The organism is Halomonas sp. BL6 (assembly GCF_006228115.1).
GTDB classification, from domain to species: Bacteria; Pseudomonadota; Gammaproteobacteria; order Pseudomonadales; family Halomonadaceae; genus Vreelandella; species Vreelandella piezotolerans.
On record NZ_VDGL01000003.1, the window covers coordinates 277,630 to 296,294 of the forward strand.

Sequence of the window (18,665 nt, forward strand, 5' to 3'; positions counted from 1 at the left end):
CGTTCACACGCGTCAGCGGCCGGAGTGGTACAGTAAGGCATACGCCATCTGTGCCAATGTGCCAGGGAGATGTTATGCCTTCTCGTCCGCTCTCCTACTCCATTCTACCTGCCATCGAGGCCGTTGCGGCAAGCCAGTGGGATGCGCTCGTGCGTGACGAACAGCCTTTTTTACGTCACGGGTTTTTACACGCGCTGGAGGCCAGCGGCTCCGTCAGCACGGCCACCGGCTGGGAGCCTTGTCATCTGTGTGTCTGGCAGGGCGAGGCGCTGGTGGGTGCGCTGCCAATGTACCGTAAGTACCATTCCTATGGGGAGTACGTGTTCGACTGGGGGTGGGCCGACGCGCTGGAGCGCGCCGGCGGCGATTATTACCCCAAGGCGCTGAGTGCGATACCTTTCACGCCAGTGCCAGGCCCTCGTACCTTGATCGCGCCAGACGCCGATGCCGACGCCGTTCGAGCCCAGTTGGCGATAGGCTGGCGGGAGCAGTGTGACACCCTGGCGCTGTCGAGTTGGCACCTGCTGTTTGCCGAAGAGCCGGAAGTCGAGGCGTGGCAGCGCCACTGCCCAGGTCTGATCGCTCGGGAAGGCGTACAGTTTCAGTGGCGAGATCGTGGTTTCGGTGATTTCGAAGGCTTTCTCGCCAGCCTCACTTCCAAGCGGCGGAAAATGATCAAGCGTGAGCGGCGTTTAGTGGCCGACCAGGGCATTACCCTGCACCGTTTGGAAGGCGGGGAGATCCGCGATGTCGACATGGCGCATTTTTACCGCTGCTACACCATCACTTACCACGAACGCGGACGCCCGCCCTACCTCAATCACGCCTTCTTCGAACGTTTGCGTCACGTGATGCCCGAAGCGCTGATGCTGGTGCAGGCGCGGCTAGCGGGGCGTCCCGTCGCCGCAGCGCTCTATTTCCAGGGAGGCAAGACGCTCTACGGTCGCTACTGGGGGAGTGAGGTCGTCGCCGACTGTCTGCATTTCGAAGCGTGCTACTACCAGGGCATCGACGCGTGCTTGGCCAAGGGCATGACGCTATTCGATCCCGGCACCCAGGGCGAACACAAGCTCGTGCGGGGGTTTGCTCCCCAGCGGGTTCGTTCGCTGCACTATTTGGCCCACCCGGGGTTGGCCGCTGGCGTGGCGCAGTTTTGTCAGCAAGAGGGTGTCCATATCATGGCCTATCGCCGCGCCGCCGAAGATGCTTTACCGTTCAAGTAACGCCTACCGCGTCGCGGCTCGCTGGACTCTGCCCTTAATGGCATAATGCGCGCCGTTTCCGCTTTCACGAAGGATGTCTGGGATGCACAAATGGCTCGTGGGCCTGCTACTGACCGTGTTGGGGTTGCTACAGTACCAACTTTGGCTGGGCAACGGCGGCTGGCAAGATCTGCAGCAGGTGGAGCAGCGGGTGGCCCTGCAGGAGGCGGCCAATGATCCGCTGCGTGAACGCAACGCACGGCTGGCGGCGGAAGTCACCGATTTGAAAACCGGGTTGGATGCCATCGAGGAACGCGCCCGCAGCGACATGGGCATGGTGCGCACCGACGAGCAGTTCTTCTGGGTGCCGGGCGTGGCCATCGAAAACGAGTTGGTCGGCATTCATGCCGGGCTAGTCGCTCAGCCCGGTGTCATTCCAGCCGACGGTGAGAGCGAGTGATGCAGACCTCGCCGCTTTGGCTCGTTGTGCCTGCGGCCGGGCAGGGGAAACGAATGGGCGCCGACAAGCCCAAACAGTACCTTCCCCTGGAAGGCCAACCCATCTTGGCGCACACCCTTGCACGTCTGCATGATGCCTTCCCCCAGGCGCATTTAGTGCTTTGCCTGGACTCAGAGGATCACTGGTTTCGGCCAGACTGGGTACCGTTCAGTCACTGGCAGCAGGTGCCCGGCGGTATAGAACGGATGGATAGCGTGATGAACGCACTGGAGGCCATCGCGGCCAACGACAGCGACTTGGTCATGGTGCACGACGTCGCGCGACCTTGTATCACCCGCGCCGATCTGCACGCCTTGTATCGGGCGGCCCAGTCTCATCCCAGTGGTGCCCTGCTGGCCATGCCGGTAGCAGATACCATGAAGCGCGATCAGGGGGACCAACTAAGCCACGCCACCGAACCCCGTGATGGCCTGTGGCACGCGCTGACGCCGCAAGGGTTTCGCTATGCGCTGCTGCGGCGCGCGCTGACCAAGGCCCAGCAGCAGGGCACCGTGGTCACGGATGAAGCCTCGGCCGTCGAGGCGTTGGGGGAAGCTCCCCAGCTCGTTAGTGGGCGGCGCGATAATATGAAAGTCACCCACCCTGACGATTTAGCGTTGGCAACGGCCATCATGGCAGCCCAGCGCAGCCCAAGTAACAGGAGTTTCTAATGCGAATTGGCCACGGCTTCGATGTACACCGCTTTGGGCCGGGTGATCATTTGATGATCGGTGGCGTCAAGCTGCCGTTCGAACAGGGCTTCGTTGCCCACTCCGATGGCGATGTGCTGCTCCACGCCATCAGCGATGCGCTGCTCGGCGCCTGTGCGCTGGGCGATATTGGCCGCCACTTTCCCGATACCGACCCGGCATGGAAAGGCGCGGACAGTCGCGGCTTACTTCGTCATGTGGTCGCGCTGGTGAGGGACGAAGGGTTCGACGTCGTGAACCTGGACGCTACCATCATGGCGCAAGCGCCCAAAATGGCGCCGCACATCGAGGCCATGCGTGCCGCGATTGCCGAGGAAATAGGCGTGACGCTGGGGCAGGTCAACGTTAAAGCCACCACCACCGAACGTCTTGGCTTTACCGGGCGGGGGGAAGGGATCGCCGCCGAAGCGGTGGTGCTGCTGGCCGCGCAAGAGGCATCGAATGCTTGATCTCCCCGCCTGGCAGCGCAGCTTGACGCCGACATTCGGCGTGCCTGCGCCCGGCCAGTATCGCGCTCGGCCGGAAGACTTCATCGTCGATGAACAGCTCGACTTTACCCCGGAGGCTCACGGCGAGCATCTGTGGCTACGCCTTGAAAAGCGTAACCAAACCACGTTAGATGTGGTGAAACTGCTCAGCCGTTTGTGCGGTGTCACCCCGCGCGATATCGGCTACTCCGGTATGAAGGATCGCGTGGCCGTTGCGCGCCAGTGGCTGAGCGTTCATCTGCCCGGTCGCGAAGCGCCTGAGGACTTAACTGCCACGCTTGGCGCTGCGGGCGTCACGGTGCTGGCCATGGCGCGTCATCCGCGAAAGCTAAAGCGGGGCGTGCACCGCACGAATCATTTTACGCTGCGCCTAAGTGGCGACGCGGTTCGCCCAAACGATTTATTGCCACGTTGGGAAGCGCTCTGCGCCCAAGGTGTCCCCAACTACTTTGGCCACCAGCGGTTTGGCGCTGGAGCGCGCAATCTGCAGCGCGCCGCCGCCGTACTGGCCAAAGGTTGGCGCAAACGCGATGATCGCCAGGGGATGATGCTCTCGACCGCGCGCAGCTTTCTGTTCAACGAGCTGCTCAGTGCCCGACTGGCAGACGGTAACTGGTGCCAGCCCGTCGCGGGCGATACCTTGATGCTTGATGGCACGCAAAGCGTGTTTTCCATCGATGACGTCGAGGAGAGCCTGGTGGCACGCGCCGCCGCGCTGGATGTTCATCCCACGGGCGTTTTGTGGGGTGTGGGCGGCGGGGCGCACGGTGATGCGGGCCGTTACGAAGCGCAACTGGCGGCACGCCATCCTGCGTTGTGCGCCGGCCTCGAGCAGAGCGGCGTCAAGCGTGGACAGCGTGCGCTGCGTGCCCGGTTGATCGCGCCTCAGGCCAACTTCGAACAAGAGTCCGTGCTACTCTCGTTCGCGCTGCCCCGAGGCAGTTTCGCGACGGCGGTGATTGGCGAATTGATTCATCATCCCGACACGGCATGACGCCGAAGTAAGAAGGAGGTTCTGATGCGGCGACTGCTGCTTTCCAACGATGACGGCGTCCATGCTCCTGGCTTACGTGCGCTCTACGAGGCGCTTTTGCCCCATGCCCATGTGCGTGTGGTCGCCCCGGATCGCGACCGTAGCGGCGCAAGTAACTCGCTCACGCTGTCGCGTCCGCTGTCGCTCACCGCGCTAGAGAATGGTTTTTACAGTGTCGATGGCACGCCCGCGGACTGCGTTTATCTGGGCGTCAACGGCGTATGGGACGAGCGTCCGGACCTGGTCATTTCGGGTATCAATCATGGCAGTAACCTGGGGGACGACGTGCTTTACTCGGGCACAGTGGCCGCCGCGATGGAGGGACGCAATCTCGGCATGACGGCCATCGCCATGTCGCTATGCGGCACCCAGCACTTTGCCACGGCAGCCAAGTTTGCTGCCAGCTTGATCGGCGCGGCCGACCAGCTCTCGCTGCCGCCGCGCACGCTGCTGAACGTGAACGTGCCAGACGTTCCCTGGGAAGCGATCAAGGGCGTCAAGGTCACGCGTCTCGGCTATCGCGGGCCCGCAGAAAAACCGGTGCCCGTCAAAGACCCCCGAGGGCGTACGCGCTACTGGATCGCGCCTGTGGCGGCGAATGCGGATGACGGAGAGGATACTGACTTTGCCGCCGTCGATGCAGGCTATGTGTCGATCACGCCGCTGCAAACCGATTTAACGCGCCACCCGGCGCGTCGTGATGTGCAGGATTGGTTGGATGCCTTTGCCTGATCTATCCCCTAGGGAGCTGCGCGGGCGGGGCATGACCTCTCAGCGCACTCGAGATCGTATGATCGAGCGCCTGGTCCAGCAAGGCGTGAGCGACCCGCGCGTACTGGACGTCATGGCCAGCGAGCCTCGCCATCTGTTCGTCGACGAAGCGCTGGCCCATCGCGCTTATGAAGACACCGCACTGCCCATTGGCTTCGGCCAAACGCTGTCGCAGCCGCTAACGGTGGCGCGCATGACGGAGTTAGTGCTGCGCGCATCGCCCCGGTGCGTGCTAGAAGTGGGCACTGGCTCAGGCTATCAAACACTGATTCTATCGCGGCTGGTAGAAACGCTTTACTCCGTGGAGCGAATCTATACCCTGCACGAGCGTGCCGCCGAACGTCTTTGGCGGCTGCAAGCACCGGCCACGCTGGCCGTCGCCGATGGCGGTGAGGGGTGGCCGGAAGCAGCCCCTTTCGACGTCATCCTGCTCACCGCTTGTGCGCAAACGCTGCCTGAGGCGCTGCTGGAACAGCTCCGCCCCGATGGCGTGATGATCGCGCCGCTGGAAGAGCCAGACGGCAGCCAGTGGCTGACCCAAATCAAGCGGATTGGCTCCGCCTTCGAAAAGCGCCGCTTAGAACCCGTGCGTTTCGTACCTTTATTGCAAGGAGTGGTGGATTGAAGCGTCGACCCCTAGGACTGTTTTTGCGAGGCGCTGGGATGGGCGCGGCCGATGCCGTTCCCGGCGTCTCGGGAGGCACGATTGCCTTTATTACCGGTATTTACGAAGAACTCATCGATACCATCAAGCAGTTTGGCCCCAGCGCCCTTGGCGCATGGCGCCGCGGCGGCTGGAAAGGACTGTCGCAGCATTTGAACGTGGCCTTTTTGCTGCCGCTGCTGCTGGGTGTGGCGGTCAGCTTGTTCAGCGTTGCCCACTTGGCGCTGTGGCTGATGGAGGCCTATCCGCTACTGTTGGAAGGCTTCTTTTTTGGGCTGGTCGCGGCGTCGGCCTTGGTGGTCGGTCAAGCCGGTGATCGATGGAAAATTTGGTACTTGCTGCCGCTGCTCATCGGCTTGATGCTCGCCGAATGGTTGCCGAGCCTAATGCCGCTGGTACTCATGGTGGGTAACGAGTCGCTGGTCGTCATCCTGGCGGGTGCCATTGCGATCAGTGCCATGTTGCTGCCCGGCGTATCGGGCAGCTTTTTACTGCTGACGATGGGGCTCTACGGCACCATCATGGGGGCTATTCGCAGCTTCGACATCGGTATTATCATACTGTTTGGAATGGGCTGTGTGGTGGGGCTGGCACTCTCGTCGCGCCTGCTATCGTGGCTGCTACGGCGCTACCATGGCGCGACGTTGCAGCTGCTGTTGGGCTTCATTATCGGCTCGCTACCGGTTCTCTGGCCCTGGCGTGAACTGTTACGCTACCAGCTAGGCCCCGATGGGCAGATGATCCCGCTGGCTTACCGCTATTTGTTACCCAGCGATTACGCCGTGCTGACAGGGGCGTCGGCACAGGTAACTGGCGTGATAACGTTGATGGTCGTCGGTGCGCTACTCGTCGTAGCGCTCAACCGTCGTGCGGCCACTCATGCCCAGCATCACTCGACAGATAATCGTTCCATTGATCGTTAGCACGGCGTTGAACAGGAGTAGGGTTTCCATGCGTAAGGTTTTTATGATGACGGTGCTTGCACTGGCGGTGAGTGGCTGTGCCAGTCAGCAGTCCAACACCCCCCAGGTGCGCGATTTGAGCGACGCACGCCGTGCGGTGGAAAACTCACCACAGTACACCGTCAAAGCAGGCGATACGCTCTATGGCATCGCGTGGCAGCACAATCTGGACTATCGCCAGCTCGCCGCCATCAACAATATCGATGCGCCTTACCAAATTTATCCTGGTCAAACCATCGCTTTGCGTGAAGGCGCGGGAGGTATGTCGACTTCGTCTGGCGGCAACGCGTCACCCGCTTCGACCAGCGGTGCCGTTGCTACGGGGCTGCAACCACAAGCCACTGCCGTGGCGAGCAATGACCAGGAACTCGACTGGCTGCTGCCGGACGAGAGTGCCATCGAGCGCAACCAGCGGCTGACGGCAGAGCGTGCGGAGCGCACGGCGGTCGAGGCGTCTCAACAGGTCGCTGCCGCTACCGAGTCGTCTGAGGTGGCTGCTCCTCAGCAGCCAAGCACTCAACCCGAGCAGGAGCCCGAGCCCGAGCGGGCCCCCGCGCCGGAACCTGAGCCGACACCCGCCGCCGCACCAGAGCCTGCCGCTGAGCCGACTCAAGCTGCCCGCACCGATCGTTCGTCACGGACCTTTACGCCTGCCGAAAACATCGACTGGCGCTGGCCCACCGACGGCCAAGTGACCGGCGAGTTCGGGCAAGGCGGCAGCATCACCGCTGGGATTGATATCGCCGGACAAAAGGGGCAACCTGTCCGTGCTGCAGGTCCTGGTATCGTGGTCTACGCCGGTAGCGGCGTACGCGGTTACGGTAACCTAATACTACTGAAACACAACGATCAGTTTCTCAGTGCTTACGCACACAATGATAGTTTGAGCGTAAAAGAGAATGATGTCGTCGAGGCTGGTGAAGTCATCGCCACGATGGGCGATAGCGATGCAGATGCCGTCAAACTGCATTTTGAGGTGCGCCGCGATGGTCAGCCGCAAAATCCGTTGGACTATCTGCCCTCTCGCTAGTCATCCCTTGGCGGGTGTAAGGTAGACCTGCCAAGACTACCCGAACAGCTGATTCAGGGCGTCATATAACAATAAGGTGCACGCGCACAGGAAGTGCGACCACCCTTACTTTTCTACATGGCGGATAGGCGAAACCACGGGGGTATGACCATGAGTATGCTGGAGAAGGACCTACAGGAGATTGACCTGGATGAAGTTGAAGAGGCGTTGGATGACGCCGATGACGACGCCACAGCCGAAGAGGATGCGTTCGAAAAAGCGCTGGGCCGTGAAGATCGTCAATCGACTCAAAGCTTGGACGCGACACAGATCTACCTCAATGAGATTGGCTTTTCTCCGCTACTGACGCCGGAAGAAGAAGTGTATTACGGACGCTTGGCGCGTAAAGGCGATGCCCTGGGACGTTCGAGGATGATCGAGTCGAACTTGCGCTTGGTGGTTAAAATTGCCAGACGTTACTTGAACCGGGGGTTGACGCTGCTCGATCTGATCGAAGAAGGCAACCTTGGTCTGATCCGTGCGGTAGAGAAGTTCGACCCCGAGCGGGGTTTTCGCTTCTCGACGTACGCCACATGGTGGATTCGCCAGACCATCGAGCGTGCGTTGATGAATCAGACGCGCACCATTCGTCTGCCTATCCATGTGGTTAAAGAGCTGAATATTTATCTGCGCGCTGCTCGTGAACTGACCCAAAAGCTGGACCACGAAGCCACCGCCGAAGAGATTGCCGAACATCTCGACAAGCCGGTCGAGACGGTCAAGAAAATGCTCGGGCTGAACGAAAGAGTATCATCGGTGGATTATCCCATGGGAGGCGAAAGCGACAAGCCGCTGATCGATACGCTCACCGATGATGAAGTACTCGGCCCGGAAGCCTGCTTAGTGGACGGCGACGTGCGTGAGCACGTAGACCACTGGCTGGATGAACTGAGCGAGAAGCAGCGAGAAGTCGTGGTGCGTCGCTTTGGTCTACGCGGCCACGAGGCGGCAACGCTAGAAGAAGTGGGTGCCGAAATTGGTCTCACCCGTGAGCGGGTGCGTCAAATCCAGGTAGAAGCGCTAAAGAAGCTACGCCGCTCGCTGGAAAAACAGGGCCTCTCTCTCGACGCGATTTTCGAGAGCTAGGCGATCGTCGTGAGTCGCGTCAGCCGTTCTGGCCGCAGCACCGATAGCGCACCGAGTGACCCACTCGGTGCGCTGTTTTTGGGCGAAAGGTTTTCCACCGCTGCCGGGCGGGACGCTTGATCGTGTCAGCATTGTCCATCCGCCAGCGGCACTACCTGCCCATGCAGGAGTGAATGAGAGGGTGAACGAGATAGTGAATGAAATGGTAGATGAAAGAGCGAGAATGCCATGCGCCCGCTAGTGGCCCATATTGATTTGGACGCCCTGCGTCACAACTATCAACTGGCGTGTCGCTGCGCCCCGCAAAGCCGCTCGGTAGCGGTGATCAAAGCCGACGCCTATGGGCATGGAGCACTGGCCTGCGCCCGTGCGCTGGAAGCCGACGTCCCGGCCTTTGCCGTGGCGTGCATCGAAGAAGCGTTGAGCCTGCGTGAAGGCGGTATCCAAGCCCCCATTGTCCTGCTCGAGGGTATCTTCGACGCCGACGAGCTGGCCCTGGTAGATGAACACCGTCTGTGGATCAGCGTTCATAGCGCCTGGCAGGTAGAGGCGCTGCTGTCTTATTCGCCCCGGCAGCCGATTCCTGTTTGGCTGAAGGTGGATTCCGGCATGCACCGGCTGGGGTTCTCGCCCGAGCAAGCGGCCAGCGTGTGGCAGCGGCTGGTCGACACACCCCAGGTAACGGCGCTGCATCTGATGAGCCACTTTGCCAGTGCCGATGCCCAAGACCCTAGCGTCTTCAACCAGCAGATGCGCGTGCTGCAAGGGCTAGCGGATGAACTGAAGGCACCGCTGTGTTTGGCCAACTCTCCGGCGACGCTGGCCTGGCCAGTCGCTCACGGTGATTGGAATCGCCCTGGGGTGATGCTCTATGGCAGCGACCCGCTGGAAGTGGCCAACGACGTCACCCGCCAGCTACGCCCGGTCATGTCGTTACGCTCGGAAATCATCGCGCTGCGCGAACTCGATACCGGCGAGCAGGTTGGCTACGGCGGGCGCTGGAAGGCCCCGCGTCCCTCCAAGATTGCCGTGGTGGCGGCAGGGTATGGCGATGGCTATGATCGCCACGCGGTCGACGGCACGCCGGTGCTCGTCAATGGCCAGCGCTGCCCGATTGCTGGAAAGGTGTCGATGGACATGCTGACGGTGGACGTGACCGATGTACCCGAAGCGGCCATTGGCAGTGAAGTGGTGCTATGGGGAGCAGCCAGCAATGGCGCCGTACTGCCGGTGGATGAGGTGGCCCGCTATTGCGCTACCATCAGCTATACACTGCTCACCGGGGTGCTGCCTAGAGTTCCTCGGCGTTATCATGGGGCTAACGTTTGAACGGTTATCGGTATGTCTAACGCGTCTAATCCGCGCTCCTTTGCGCACCCTCGTTACTGGCCAACATGGCTGGCGATTGGCCTAATGTACGTGGCCGCGTGGCTTCCTTGGCGCGTGAAGCTCTGGGTGGGGAAAGCGATTGGCCTGCTGGCGTGGCGCTTCGTGAAGCGTCGTCGGCACATCACCGCCACGAACATCGCGCTCTGCTTTCCAGAAAAAAGCGCCGACGAGCAGCGCCAACTGGTCAAAGAGACCTTCATTGCCAACGGGATCGGTTTGGTCGAAACCGCAACTGGCTGGTGTCGTGATGCCGAAGGGCTGCGTCATCGAGTGGCCTATCACGGCCAAGAGCACCTTGCACGCGCTAAAGCCCAGGGCAAAGGCGTGCTGGTGGTGGGTATCCACTTTTCGACGCTGGACTTAGGCGGGGCGTTACACTCGCTGTTCTTCCCGGCGGATGTGGTTTACCGCCCCCATAACAACCCGCTCTTCGAGCGATTCATGACCCGAGCACGTTCACGCATCTTTGGCCAAGCCATCGATCGCCATGACCTGCGCGGCGTGGTGCGCCGCATCAAAGCGGGGCATATCGTGTGGTACTCACCGGATCAGGATTTCGGCCGCGATGTCAGCGTCTTTGCGCCGCTGTTTGGTCAGCCGGCGGCGACCATCCGTCTCACCTCGAAAATCGCCCGCATGACGGGCGCCCCCGTCGTTCCGCTGATGTTCCACCGCAACCCGGATAATCGCACCTACACCATCGAGTGTTTGCCGGCGTTCGAGGATTTCCCTAGTGGGGATGAAATGGCCGATGCTTCGCGGGTGAATGCCTTCATCGAGCGGGCAATACGCAAACATCCCGAGCAGTATCTATGGCTGCATCGGCGGTTCAAGACTCGCCCAGAGGGCGAGGAGAGTGTTTACTAGCCATCGCAGCCCAGTCAAGGTAAGAAAAAAGCTGCCCGCGGGCAGCTTTTCATTGGTATCGATGCGGTCTTACAGCCATGTGTTAGTCGAGGTTGCGGGAGTAGAAAATTTCCAGCATCTCTTTGCGCAGACGGCTTTCGATGTCTCGTGCTTCTTCGAAGGTGATGTCGCGACGTGAGGTGCCGAACAGGTAGTTATCCAGTTCGAAATCCTTGAGCAGCATCTTGGTGTGGAACATGTTTTCTTGATACACATTCACGTCGATCATCTGGTAGGCCTGCTTGGTATCTTCTGCCAAGTAGTCCTGAATGGACGTGATGTCGTGATCAATGAACAGTTTTTTGCCATCCACGTCCCGGGTAAAACCACGTACGCGGTAATCCATGGTCACGATGTCGGAGTCGAAGCTGTGGATCAGGTAGTTCAGCGCTTTCAGTGGGCTGATATGACCACAGGTCGAGACATCGATATCCAAACGGAAGGTACTAATGCCGTTGTCCGGGTGCGATTCTGGGTAGCTGTGCACCGTCACGTGGCTCTTGTCCAGGTGCGCGACTACGGTTTCCGGTAGCGGGCCCGGCCCCGGCTCGGTTTGACCCGGCGTGGGTTCATCCAGCTCGTGCTCGGCGATCAGGATGGTGACGCTCGCCCCGTGGGGTTCGTAATCCTGGCGTGAAATATTCAGCACGTGGGCGCCGATGATATTGGTCACGTCCTTGAGAATCTGCGTCAAACGTTCGGCGTTGTAGAGCTCATCGATATAGTCGATGTAAGCCGCACGCTGCTCTTCGGTCTTGGCGTAACAGATGTCGTAAATATTGAAGCTCAACGAGCTGGTCAGGTTGTTGAACCCGTGGAGTCGGAGATTATCTGACACGTCCGAACCTCCCTATGGCAGATGAAGACACCCCGACGATCCAGCGCCGGAACCGATAAACACTTGTTACCGTGCTGAAGCAGCCGCGACGTCCGACGCGGCCCCGCACTACGCAGTAGGGGGAGAAACAAGCGGGCGTATTATGCCCGCCCGTGGCGTGGGTTGCATCCGGCCAGGCGATTTTTTTTGACGCAGAGCGACCGTCTCGCGGCGCAGGGCTCAAGCTTCGATAATCTCGAAGGAGTGAGTAATCTCGACGCCGCCGTTGACGAGCATAATCGAGGCGCTGCAATACTTCTCCGCGGACAGCTCTACCGCCCGTTGTACCTGCTTTTCTTTCAGGCTGCGGCCTGTAACGACAAAGTGGACGTGAATCTTGGTAAACACAGAGGGCACTTCGTCGGCACGCTCGGCGTCGAGCTCCGCCACGCAGTCGGTGACATCGGCGCGGGCCTTATCGAGAATGTTCAAGATATCGAAAGCGGTGCAGCTTCCCATGCCCATCAGCAGCATTTCCATCGGCCGCGGGCCGGTATTGCGGCCACCGTGATCGGGCGGACCATCGATCACTACGCTGTGCCCGCTACCCGACTCTGCGACGAACTGACGACCATCGGTCCATTTTACCCGTGCTTTCACGTTGCTCTCCTCATCTTGGCGACGATAGGTAAGTCGCGCAGCATAACATTTCTAGGCGACAGCGCACGGCTTCATCGCGCGCGGTTAACAGGCGTCAAGGCTGCACCAGATGCTGTTCCAGTTCGGCGAGCCGTTTCGGGGTGCCTACGTCTACCCAGTGGCCGGAAAAATGCTCACCGCTGACTCGTTGCTTGGCCATGGCTTGCTTTAGCAACGGTGCCAGTGCAAACGCCCCAAGGGGCTCTCGAGCGACGAGTTCGGGGTGTAGGATGCCAATACCGGCGTAGGTCAGGCGTGGCTCTCCCATTGGCGTAACGCGGCCCCGGTCGAGCGCAAAATCGCCGTTTGGGTGGTGTTCCGGGTTGTCCACCAAGATCAAGTGGGCAAGATCGCCCTCTGTCAGCGCGGCCGCGCTGGGCAGGCGATCACACCACACATCGCCATTGACGAGTAAAAACGGCGCCTCACCTAGCAGAGGCAGCGCCTTGCGAATGCCTCCGCCGGTTTCGAGTGGTTGTGGCTCCACGCTCCAGTGAAGGTGCAGTTGGTGTGCCGAGCCATCACCCAGCGCCTCCATGATCTGCTCGGCACGGTAGCTTACGTTGATCACCACCTCCTCGATGCCCGCACGCTTCAAACGCTCCAGGTGGTGGACGATCAGCGGTTTGCCCGCTACGGGTAGCAGCGGTTTCGGGCAGTGGTCGGTGAGTGGGCGCATCCGTTTGCCCAAGCCCGCTGCTAGGATCATCGCTTTCATGGCGCTGATGCCTCCAGGCGCTGGAGAATGGCGGGGCGCAGCACCTCGCGGACCCAGTCGGCAAACTCATCGTGTTCGGGAAGGGCCATTAAGCTATCTTCCAAGTGGCTTAAAAAGTGCGGCAGGCGGGCCAAGTAGCCTTGCTTGCTGTCACGCAGCGTCAATCGACAAAAAATGCCCAGGACTTTGAGCGAGCGTTGGGCGGCCATCGCGTGGCACTGGGCCAAAAAGGCAGCCTCGCTCACCGAGCGGGTCAAGCGACCCTCTTGCCGGGCTTGCTGATAGAAGGTACTCACCAGCGCGGCAAACTGGTCAGCGCTGAAACGGCAGTAGCGACCTCGCAACAGCGAAATGACGTCGTAGCTGAGCGGGCCTGCCACGGCGTCTTGAAAGTCGATCATATAAAGCGTCTGATCGTGCCACATCAGATTCATCGCATCGAAATCGCGGTGAACGCTCACCACCGGCTGTTCTAGGGCGCGCTCGATCAAGCCCGTGCGCAGCGTTTCCCAGCTATCGGGAGCGGATAGCGACAGCCAGCGCTCCAGGCACCATTCGGGAAAGAGATCCAGTTCCCGGGCGAGCAGGGCGGCATCGTAGGCGGGAAGAGCGGCCGGATTGGCGCGGTTTTGCAACTCGGCAATCAGTGACAGCGCCGCCAAGTGGTTCTCTTTCGTGCGTGCCGGGTCGGTAAAGGTAGCCTGCAGCGGCGTATCGCCCAGATCGTCGAGCAGCAAAAAGCCGGCCTCCAAGTCGCTGGCGTGAATGGCGGGAACCGGTAGCCCGGCGGCGTGCCAGCGCTGGCCGATGGTCACAAACGGCGCGGAGTCCTCCTGGGCAGGTGGCGCATCCATGATGATTTGCGTGTTGCCATCCGGTAGCGTTAGCCGAAAATAGCGCCTAAAACTGGCGTCACCGCCCGCAGCAGAGAGGCGAAGAGTGGCACGGTCGAGGCCGTGGTGTTGCGCCGCCCACTGAGTGAGGGCGTCGATCCGAGAAGAGGACATGCAAGCTCCTTGCTGGTCGGGCATCATGCGGGCTGTATAATACCGATTCTGGATGCCAAGGATAACGAACATGGGCAAGCGAATCTCGCGCACCGTACCGGTTGCGCATACGCTGCTGGGCAGTTTGCTCGCTGGCGCCTCGTTTTCAGCGGTGGCACAGGACCCAACCCTGCCCGCAGAGGCGCTGGACTGGCAGGCCTGGCGCCAAGACGAAGCGTCGCAACAGCTATGCCGGGGGCGCTATGTGATGCCCGGCTACCGCTTGCCAGCGGAACAGAACCCAGAAACGCTTTCGGTGGAAACCGACGAAGTGGACTACGCCGCCGATGGCGAAGCCTTGCTGCGGGGCGATGTGGTGCTGCGCCGAGGTAATACCGAGCTGGAGGCCGAGCGCGTCTTTCTTCCGGCGGATCGCCAGCGGGTGGATGCCGAGGGGAGCCTGGCCATTCGTGATGGACAGGCCCTCGTGCGCGGTGAACAAGCCACGCTGATGCTGAACGAAGATCGCGCCTCGCTGCGTAACAGCCACTACGTGCTTTACGAACAGCATCTGCGTGGGCAAGCCCGACAGCTAGAGCAGACTGGCGAAAATCAGTACCGCCTTCAGGAGGCTACGTTTACTACCTGTGACCCCGGTGCCAATAGCTGGCAACTGGTGGGTAGCGATATTCGTCTCGATCAAGCCTCGGGGTTTGGTACCGCCCGTCACGCGCGGCTGGAAGTCAAAGACGTCCCGATATTTTACTGGCCGTGGCTGCGTTTCCCCATCGATGACCGCCGCCATACCGGGCTGCTCTCGCCGTCAGTGAGCTTCTCAAGCGATGGCTTCGATTATACGCAGCCTTTCTACTGGAACATTGCACCGAACCAGGATGCCACCATTACCCCGCGCTGGATGTCGGACCGTGGTCTGCTGCTCAACGGAGAGTATCGCTACCTGCTCGAGGGTAGCCAGGGCTTGGTGGAGGGCGGCTATCTCGATAGCGACGGCGGCACCAATAACGGCGATAACCGCTTCGAAGGCGACGACCGCTGGTACATTGATGCTCAGCATGCAGGACGGCTCACGCCGCGCAGCGACTATCGACTGCGCTACGGCGCGGCCAGCGATGGCCGCTATTTCGACGACTTTGGCGGCGAGTTCGGCAACAGCGACCGCGTCAGTATGGAGCGTCTGGCCCAGGTCGATTATCGCGGTGAGCGCTGGCAGCTCGACGCAAGGGCCCAGGGCTTTCAGCGCCTGGAAGACCCGCTCAGCGATACCGATCGTCCGTTCTACCGCCTGCCGAGTTTGACCGCCAACGCCAACTGGCAGCTAGACAACGGCCTGTATACGCAGTGGCGCTCGAACGCGACCTACTTCTGGCGCGACGTGGATGAGCGGCGAGTTCCTGAACGCGAAGCGGCCATCGGTTCGCGCCTGCACCTGACGCCCGCCGTGGGCTGGCGCTACGAGCAGCCTTGGGGCTATATCGAGCCGCGCACCGAGCTTTGGCACACCGCGTACGAATTGGATTATGGCGATCGGGTGACCGATCGCGCCACCTCGCCTTCGCGCAGCGTGGCGATCACCTCCATCGATAGCGGCTTGGTCTTCGAACGTGAACTGGAGCTCGGCGGGCGCGATTATCGCCAAACCCTCGAACCCCGGGTGAACTATGCCTATGTGCCGCGCACCGACCAGACCCAACTACCCGATTTCGATAGTCGTGAGCGGGCGTTCTCCTGGGATCAGCTCTGGTCGCCGCACCGCTTCTCTGGAGCTGACCGCGTGGGCGACCTCAACCGCGTCTCGCTCGGCGTACAGTCACGCTTGATCGAAGATAGCGCTGGTCGGGACCGGCTCACCTTCGGCGTCGGTCAAAGTTACTATTTCTCCGAGCGGCGCATCGATAGCGAAGGCGACCCGGACACGCTGCCGCCGCGCCCCAGCGAAGACCCTTCCGTGAATCCGGAAAGCCGCTATCAGGCCACCCGTGACCGCTCTCCGCTGGTCACTCGCCTGGATTGGCAAATATCGGATCGCTGGAGTACCGGTTACGAGTGGCTTTACGATGATGAGCGTGAACAGACCGAGCGATCCAGCGTGGACGTTCGCTATCGCCATCCGGAGGGGCACGTAGTGAACCTTGGCTACCGTTGGGAGATCGAAGGGTTCGATCCGAGCGTGGTGCCGGGGGACGATGGTTTCCGCGACTACAGCCGTGAAGAGTGGGATCTTTCGCTGGCGTGGAAAGCGAGCCCAAGGATTGATTTGATTGGCCGCTACCTGCACGATCAAACCAACAACCGTCCCTTGGAACAGCTCGCGGGCCTGCAGTGGAACGACTGCTGCTACGGCGTACAGCTGGTATGGCGTGAATGGATCGACGACAACGATACGGCGCGGGTTGGCGATGACTTCAACGACCGCGGGCTATTTTTGCGCTTCGTGTTTCGTGGTCTAGGTGGCGTGGGCCAAGAGGCCGACGGCTACTTTGAACAGGCGATTCCTGGCTACCGTCCCACGCCCTTATGAACGACCACTTTAAAATAGCGACTGAAAGAGACTTTTTATGATGATCAGAAAGACCTTGCTGAGCTGCGCGCTGAAGAAACGAGCCACCCAGCTGTCCGCAGGCAGCCTGATGGTGCTCTGCCTGGGCACGGGTGCGGCGCTGGTTCCGCTGACCGTTCATGCGCAAAACTTCGAGTCGGCCCAGCGTCAGCAGTTGGATAGCGTCGTCGCAGTCGTCAATGATGGCGTCATCATGCGCAGCGAGTTGGATGACCGCATTGCCCAGGTGGAGCAGCAAGCAGCGGCTCAGGGCGGCAATTTGCCGCCGCGTAACCAGCTGGCCCAGCAAGTGTTGGAGCGTATGGTCATGGATGAAATCCAGCTGCAAATGGCCCGCCGAGCCAATCTGAGCGTGGATGACACCGAACTCAACCGCCAGCTGCGCAGCATTGCCGAATCCAACGGCATGACGCTGGACCAGTTTGCCGATGCGGTAGAAGCCGACGGCATTACCCTGGCCGACGTGCGCGAAGACGTACGTCGTGAAATGTTGATGCGCCAAGTACAGCAGCGCCAGATCAGTCAGCGTGTCACGGTCTCCGATCGCGATGTGGAGCGTTTCTTGAGCCAGCAGCCGAGCCAGCAGCAGGGCCAAGCCTTTATCGAAGAAACCCGTGCCCGCCATATCCTGGTGGAACTGACGCCTACGCGTAACGAGAACCAAGCCCGTGCCCGCGCAGAAGAGGCTCGCCAGCGTTTACAGCAGGGCGCAGAGTTCGCGTCGGTGGCCCGTGAGTACAGCGACGATCGTGGTAGCGCCATGAACGGCGGCGACCTGGGCTGGGTGCGCCCTGGACAAACGGTCCCTGCGTTTGAAGAAGCCATGACGTCTCTCAGCCCGAACCAGCTCTCCGAGCCTGTGCGCTCGCAGTTCGGCTATCACGTCATCGAAGTGCTGGAGCGTCGCCGTCAGGACGTGACCGAAGAGAGCCGTCGTGAGCAGGTGCGCCAAGCGATTTTCCAGCGTCGTGCCAACGAAGAGCTGCAAACCTGGCAGCGTGAAATCCGTGAACAGGCCTTCGTGGATATTCGTCTCTAATGACGCGGCCGCTGCTGTTGACCACCGGTGAGCCCGCGGGCATCGGGCCAGAGCTTGCGCTGATGCTGGCCGCTCGTGGGCAATTAGCCAACACGGTGGCGGTGGGTGACCCGCAGATGCTGCGCCAGCGCGCCGCGCTGCTCGGGCTGGCCGTAGAGGTCGTCGAGGCCACGCCGGGTGGCTTGGATATATCCTCTCCAGGGCGTTTGGTGGTGTGGCCCGCCACACTGCGAGCGCCTGCCACGCCTGGGGTGCTCGATCCCGCCAATGCCCGCTACGTGTTGGAGACACTGCAAATCGCCGTAGACGCCTGCCAAGCAGGGCAGGCTGCGGCTATGGTCACCGCGCCGCTGCATAAAGGGGTCATCATCGAAGGGGGTTTTCCCCATTTCACCGGCCATACCGAGTGGTTGCGCGACGCCTGTGGCGTCGATGAGGTGGTGATGCTGTTGGCGACCGATGCCGCGCTGCATGCCAAGAACCCGCTTTGGCAAGGCAGCGGCGATTTGCGCGTGGCGCTGGTGACGACTCACCTGCCGCTGCGTGACGTGGCCGATGCCATCACATTCGAGCGGGTCACCCAGATTACTCGCCTGCTGGCCGCTGACTTGAAGCGCCAATTCGGCATCTCGAATCCGCGCATTGCGGTGTGCGGCCTCAACCCCCATGCCGGGGAGGAAGGGCATTTGGGGCGCGAAGAGCTGGACACGATCATTCCGGCCCTCGACGCGCTGCGTGCCGACGGGTTGGATATCCAAGGGCCGCTGCCCGCCGATACGCTATTCACGCCGCGTCATTTGGCCGGGATCGATGCCGTTCTCGCGATGTATCACGACCAGGGCTTGGCAGTGCTAAAATACGCCGGCTTTGGTCAGGCCGCGAACATTACCCTGGGGCTGCCGCTGGTGCGTACCTCGGTGGACCACGGCACCGCGCTGGATTTGGCGGGCCACGGTACTGCCGACCCCAATAGCCTGGGCGTCGCGCTTGCCCTCGCGCAGCGGCTTGCCGCTCAGCGTGCCAGCTCCCTGGCCGCTTCATGAATCAAC

Annotated in this window: 19 protein-coding genes; 15 read left to right on the top strand and 4 right to left on the bottom strand. The window is 61.1% G+C overall.

From position 1 onward, the window contains the following. Nucleotides 1-74: 74 nt before the first annotated feature. From FHJ80_RS08020 to lpxL, 12 genes are all read left to right on the top strand, one after another. Complete coding sequence (locus FHJ80_RS08020) at nt 75-1,223, top strand: GNAT family N-acetyltransferase (RefSeq protein WP_139526491.1); 1,149 nt, start codon at nt 75-77, stop codon at nt 1,221-1,223. 82 nt (nt 1,224-1,305) lie between these two features. Then, on the top strand, nt 1,306-1,662 hold the full coding sequence (gene ftsB / locus FHJ80_RS08025; protein WP_139526492.1) for a cell division protein FtsB: 357 nt from the start codon (nt 1,306-1,308) through the stop codon (nt 1,660-1,662). Continuing rightward, nucleotides 1,662-2,372, top strand: a complete 711-nt coding sequence (gene ispD / locus FHJ80_RS08030; protein WP_139526493.1) for a 2-C-methyl-D-erythritol 4-phosphate cytidylyltransferase — start codon at nt 1,662-1,664, stop codon at nt 2,370-2,372. Before ftsB ends, ispD begins: the two co-directional genes overlap by 1 nt. Then, the gene (gene ispF, locus FHJ80_RS08035) at nt 2,372-2,860 is read left to right on the top strand and encodes a 2-C-methyl-D-erythritol 2,4-cyclodiphosphate synthase (protein ID WP_139526494.1); all 489 of its coding nucleotides are present in this window, start codon (nt 2,372-2,374) and stop codon (nt 2,858-2,860) included. The genes ispD and ispF overlap by 1 nt, the downstream gene beginning before the upstream one ends. Then, a complete protein-coding gene (gene truD / locus FHJ80_RS08040; RefSeq protein ID WP_139526495.1) occupies nt 2,853-3,893 on the top strand; it encodes a tRNA pseudouridine(13) synthase TruD in 1,041 nt (346 codons plus the stop codon). Before ispF ends, truD begins: the two co-directional genes overlap by 8 nt. Nucleotides 3,894-3,917: 24 nt before the next feature. After that, nucleotides 3,918-4,664: a 5'/3'-nucleotidase SurE gene (surE, locus tag FHJ80_RS08045; protein ID WP_139526496.1), complete on the top strand. Its 747-nt coding sequence runs from the start codon at nt 3,918-3,920 to the stop codon at nt 4,662-4,664. Next, nucleotides 4,651-5,328 carry a protein-L-isoaspartate(D-aspartate) O-methyltransferase gene (locus FHJ80_RS08050; RefSeq protein WP_139526497.1) on the top strand — a complete coding sequence of 226 codons (678 nt, stop codon included), beginning with the start codon at nt 4,651-4,653 and terminating at the stop codon, nt 5,326-5,328. The genes surE and FHJ80_RS08050 overlap by 14 nt, the downstream gene beginning before the upstream one ends. Then, nucleotides 5,325-6,290 (top strand): DUF368 domain-containing protein, encoded by a 966-nt coding sequence (locus tag FHJ80_RS08055; protein ID WP_139526498.1) that lies wholly within the window; start codon nt 5,325-5,327, stop codon nt 6,288-6,290. The genes FHJ80_RS08050 and FHJ80_RS08055 overlap by 4 nt, the downstream gene beginning before the upstream one ends. 28 nt (nt 6,291-6,318) lie before the next feature. Further along, nucleotides 6,319-7,359: a peptidoglycan DD-metalloendopeptidase family protein gene (locus FHJ80_RS08060; RefSeq protein ID WP_139526499.1), complete on the top strand. Its 1,041-nt coding sequence runs from the start codon at nt 6,319-6,321 to the stop codon at nt 7,357-7,359. Nucleotides 7,360-7,509: 150 nt separating this feature from the next. Continuing rightward, the gene (rpoS, locus tag FHJ80_RS08065; protein WP_139526500.1) at nt 7,510-8,484 is read left to right on the top strand and encodes an RNA polymerase sigma factor RpoS; all 975 of its coding nucleotides are present in this window, start codon (nt 7,510-7,512) and stop codon (nt 8,482-8,484) included. 228 nt (nt 8,485-8,712) lie between these two features. Further along, complete coding sequence (gene alr, locus FHJ80_RS08070; RefSeq protein ID WP_139526501.1) at nt 8,713-9,813, top strand: alanine racemase; 1,101 nt, start codon at nt 8,713-8,715, stop codon at nt 9,811-9,813. A gap of 12 nt (nt 9,814-9,825) precedes the next feature. Beyond that, on the top strand, nt 9,826-10,740 hold the full coding sequence (lpxL, locus tag FHJ80_RS08075; RefSeq protein ID WP_139526502.1) for an LpxL/LpxP family Kdo(2)-lipid IV(A) lauroyl/palmitoleoyl acyltransferase: 915 nt from the start codon (nt 9,826-9,828) through the stop codon (nt 10,738-10,740). An 82-nt stretch (nt 10,741-10,822) separates the two neighbouring features. On the opposite strand, the gene speD is transcribed toward lpxL, so the two are convergent. From speD to FHJ80_RS08095, 4 genes are all read right to left on the bottom strand, one after another. After that, the gene (gene speD / locus FHJ80_RS08080; RefSeq protein ID WP_044629679.1) at nt 10,823-11,617 is read right to left on the bottom strand and encodes an adenosylmethionine decarboxylase; all 795 of its coding nucleotides are present in this window, start codon (nt 11,615-11,617) and stop codon (nt 10,823-10,825) included. Between the two features lie 219 nt (nt 11,618-11,836). Next, nucleotides 11,837-12,256, bottom strand: coding sequence for an OsmC family protein (locus tag FHJ80_RS08085; protein ID WP_139526503.1), 420 nt, complete (start codon nt 12,254-12,256; stop codon nt 11,837-11,839). Nucleotides 12,257-12,350: 94 nt separating this feature from the next. Further along, nucleotides 12,351-13,013, bottom strand: a complete 663-nt coding sequence (murU, locus tag FHJ80_RS08090) for an N-acetylmuramate alpha-1-phosphate uridylyltransferase MurU (protein ID WP_139526504.1) — start codon at nt 13,011-13,013, stop codon at nt 12,351-12,353. Further along, complete coding sequence (locus tag FHJ80_RS08095; protein ID WP_139526505.1) at nt 13,010-14,020, bottom strand: aminoglycoside phosphotransferase family protein; 1,011 nt, start codon at nt 14,018-14,020, stop codon at nt 13,010-13,012. The genes murU and FHJ80_RS08095 overlap by 4 nt, the downstream gene beginning before the upstream one ends. A 70-nt stretch (nt 14,021-14,090) precedes the next feature. Here FHJ80_RS08095 and FHJ80_RS08100 point away from each other — a divergent pair, with 70 nt between their 5' ends. Genes FHJ80_RS08100 through pdxA form a run of 3 tightly spaced genes read left to right on the top strand, consistent with a single transcriptional unit; the run spans nt 14,091 to nt 18,659 of the window. Beyond that, nucleotides 14,091-16,538, top strand: a complete 2,448-nt coding sequence (locus tag FHJ80_RS08100; RefSeq protein ID WP_139526506.1) for an LPS-assembly protein LptD — start codon at nt 14,091-14,093, stop codon at nt 16,536-16,538. A 37-nt stretch (nt 16,539-16,575) separates the two neighbouring features. Then, nucleotides 16,576-17,616, top strand: coding sequence for a peptidylprolyl isomerase (locus tag FHJ80_RS08105; RefSeq protein ID WP_139526507.1), 1,041 nt, complete (start codon nt 16,576-16,578; stop codon nt 17,614-17,616). After that, the gene (pdxA, locus tag FHJ80_RS08110; protein ID WP_139526508.1) at nt 17,616-18,659 is read left to right on the top strand and encodes a 4-hydroxythreonine-4-phosphate dehydrogenase PdxA; all 1,044 of its coding nucleotides are present in this window, start codon (nt 17,616-17,618) and stop codon (nt 18,657-18,659) included. Before FHJ80_RS08105 ends, pdxA begins: the two co-directional genes overlap by 1 nt. Nucleotides 18,660-18,665: the final 6 nt, after the last annotated feature.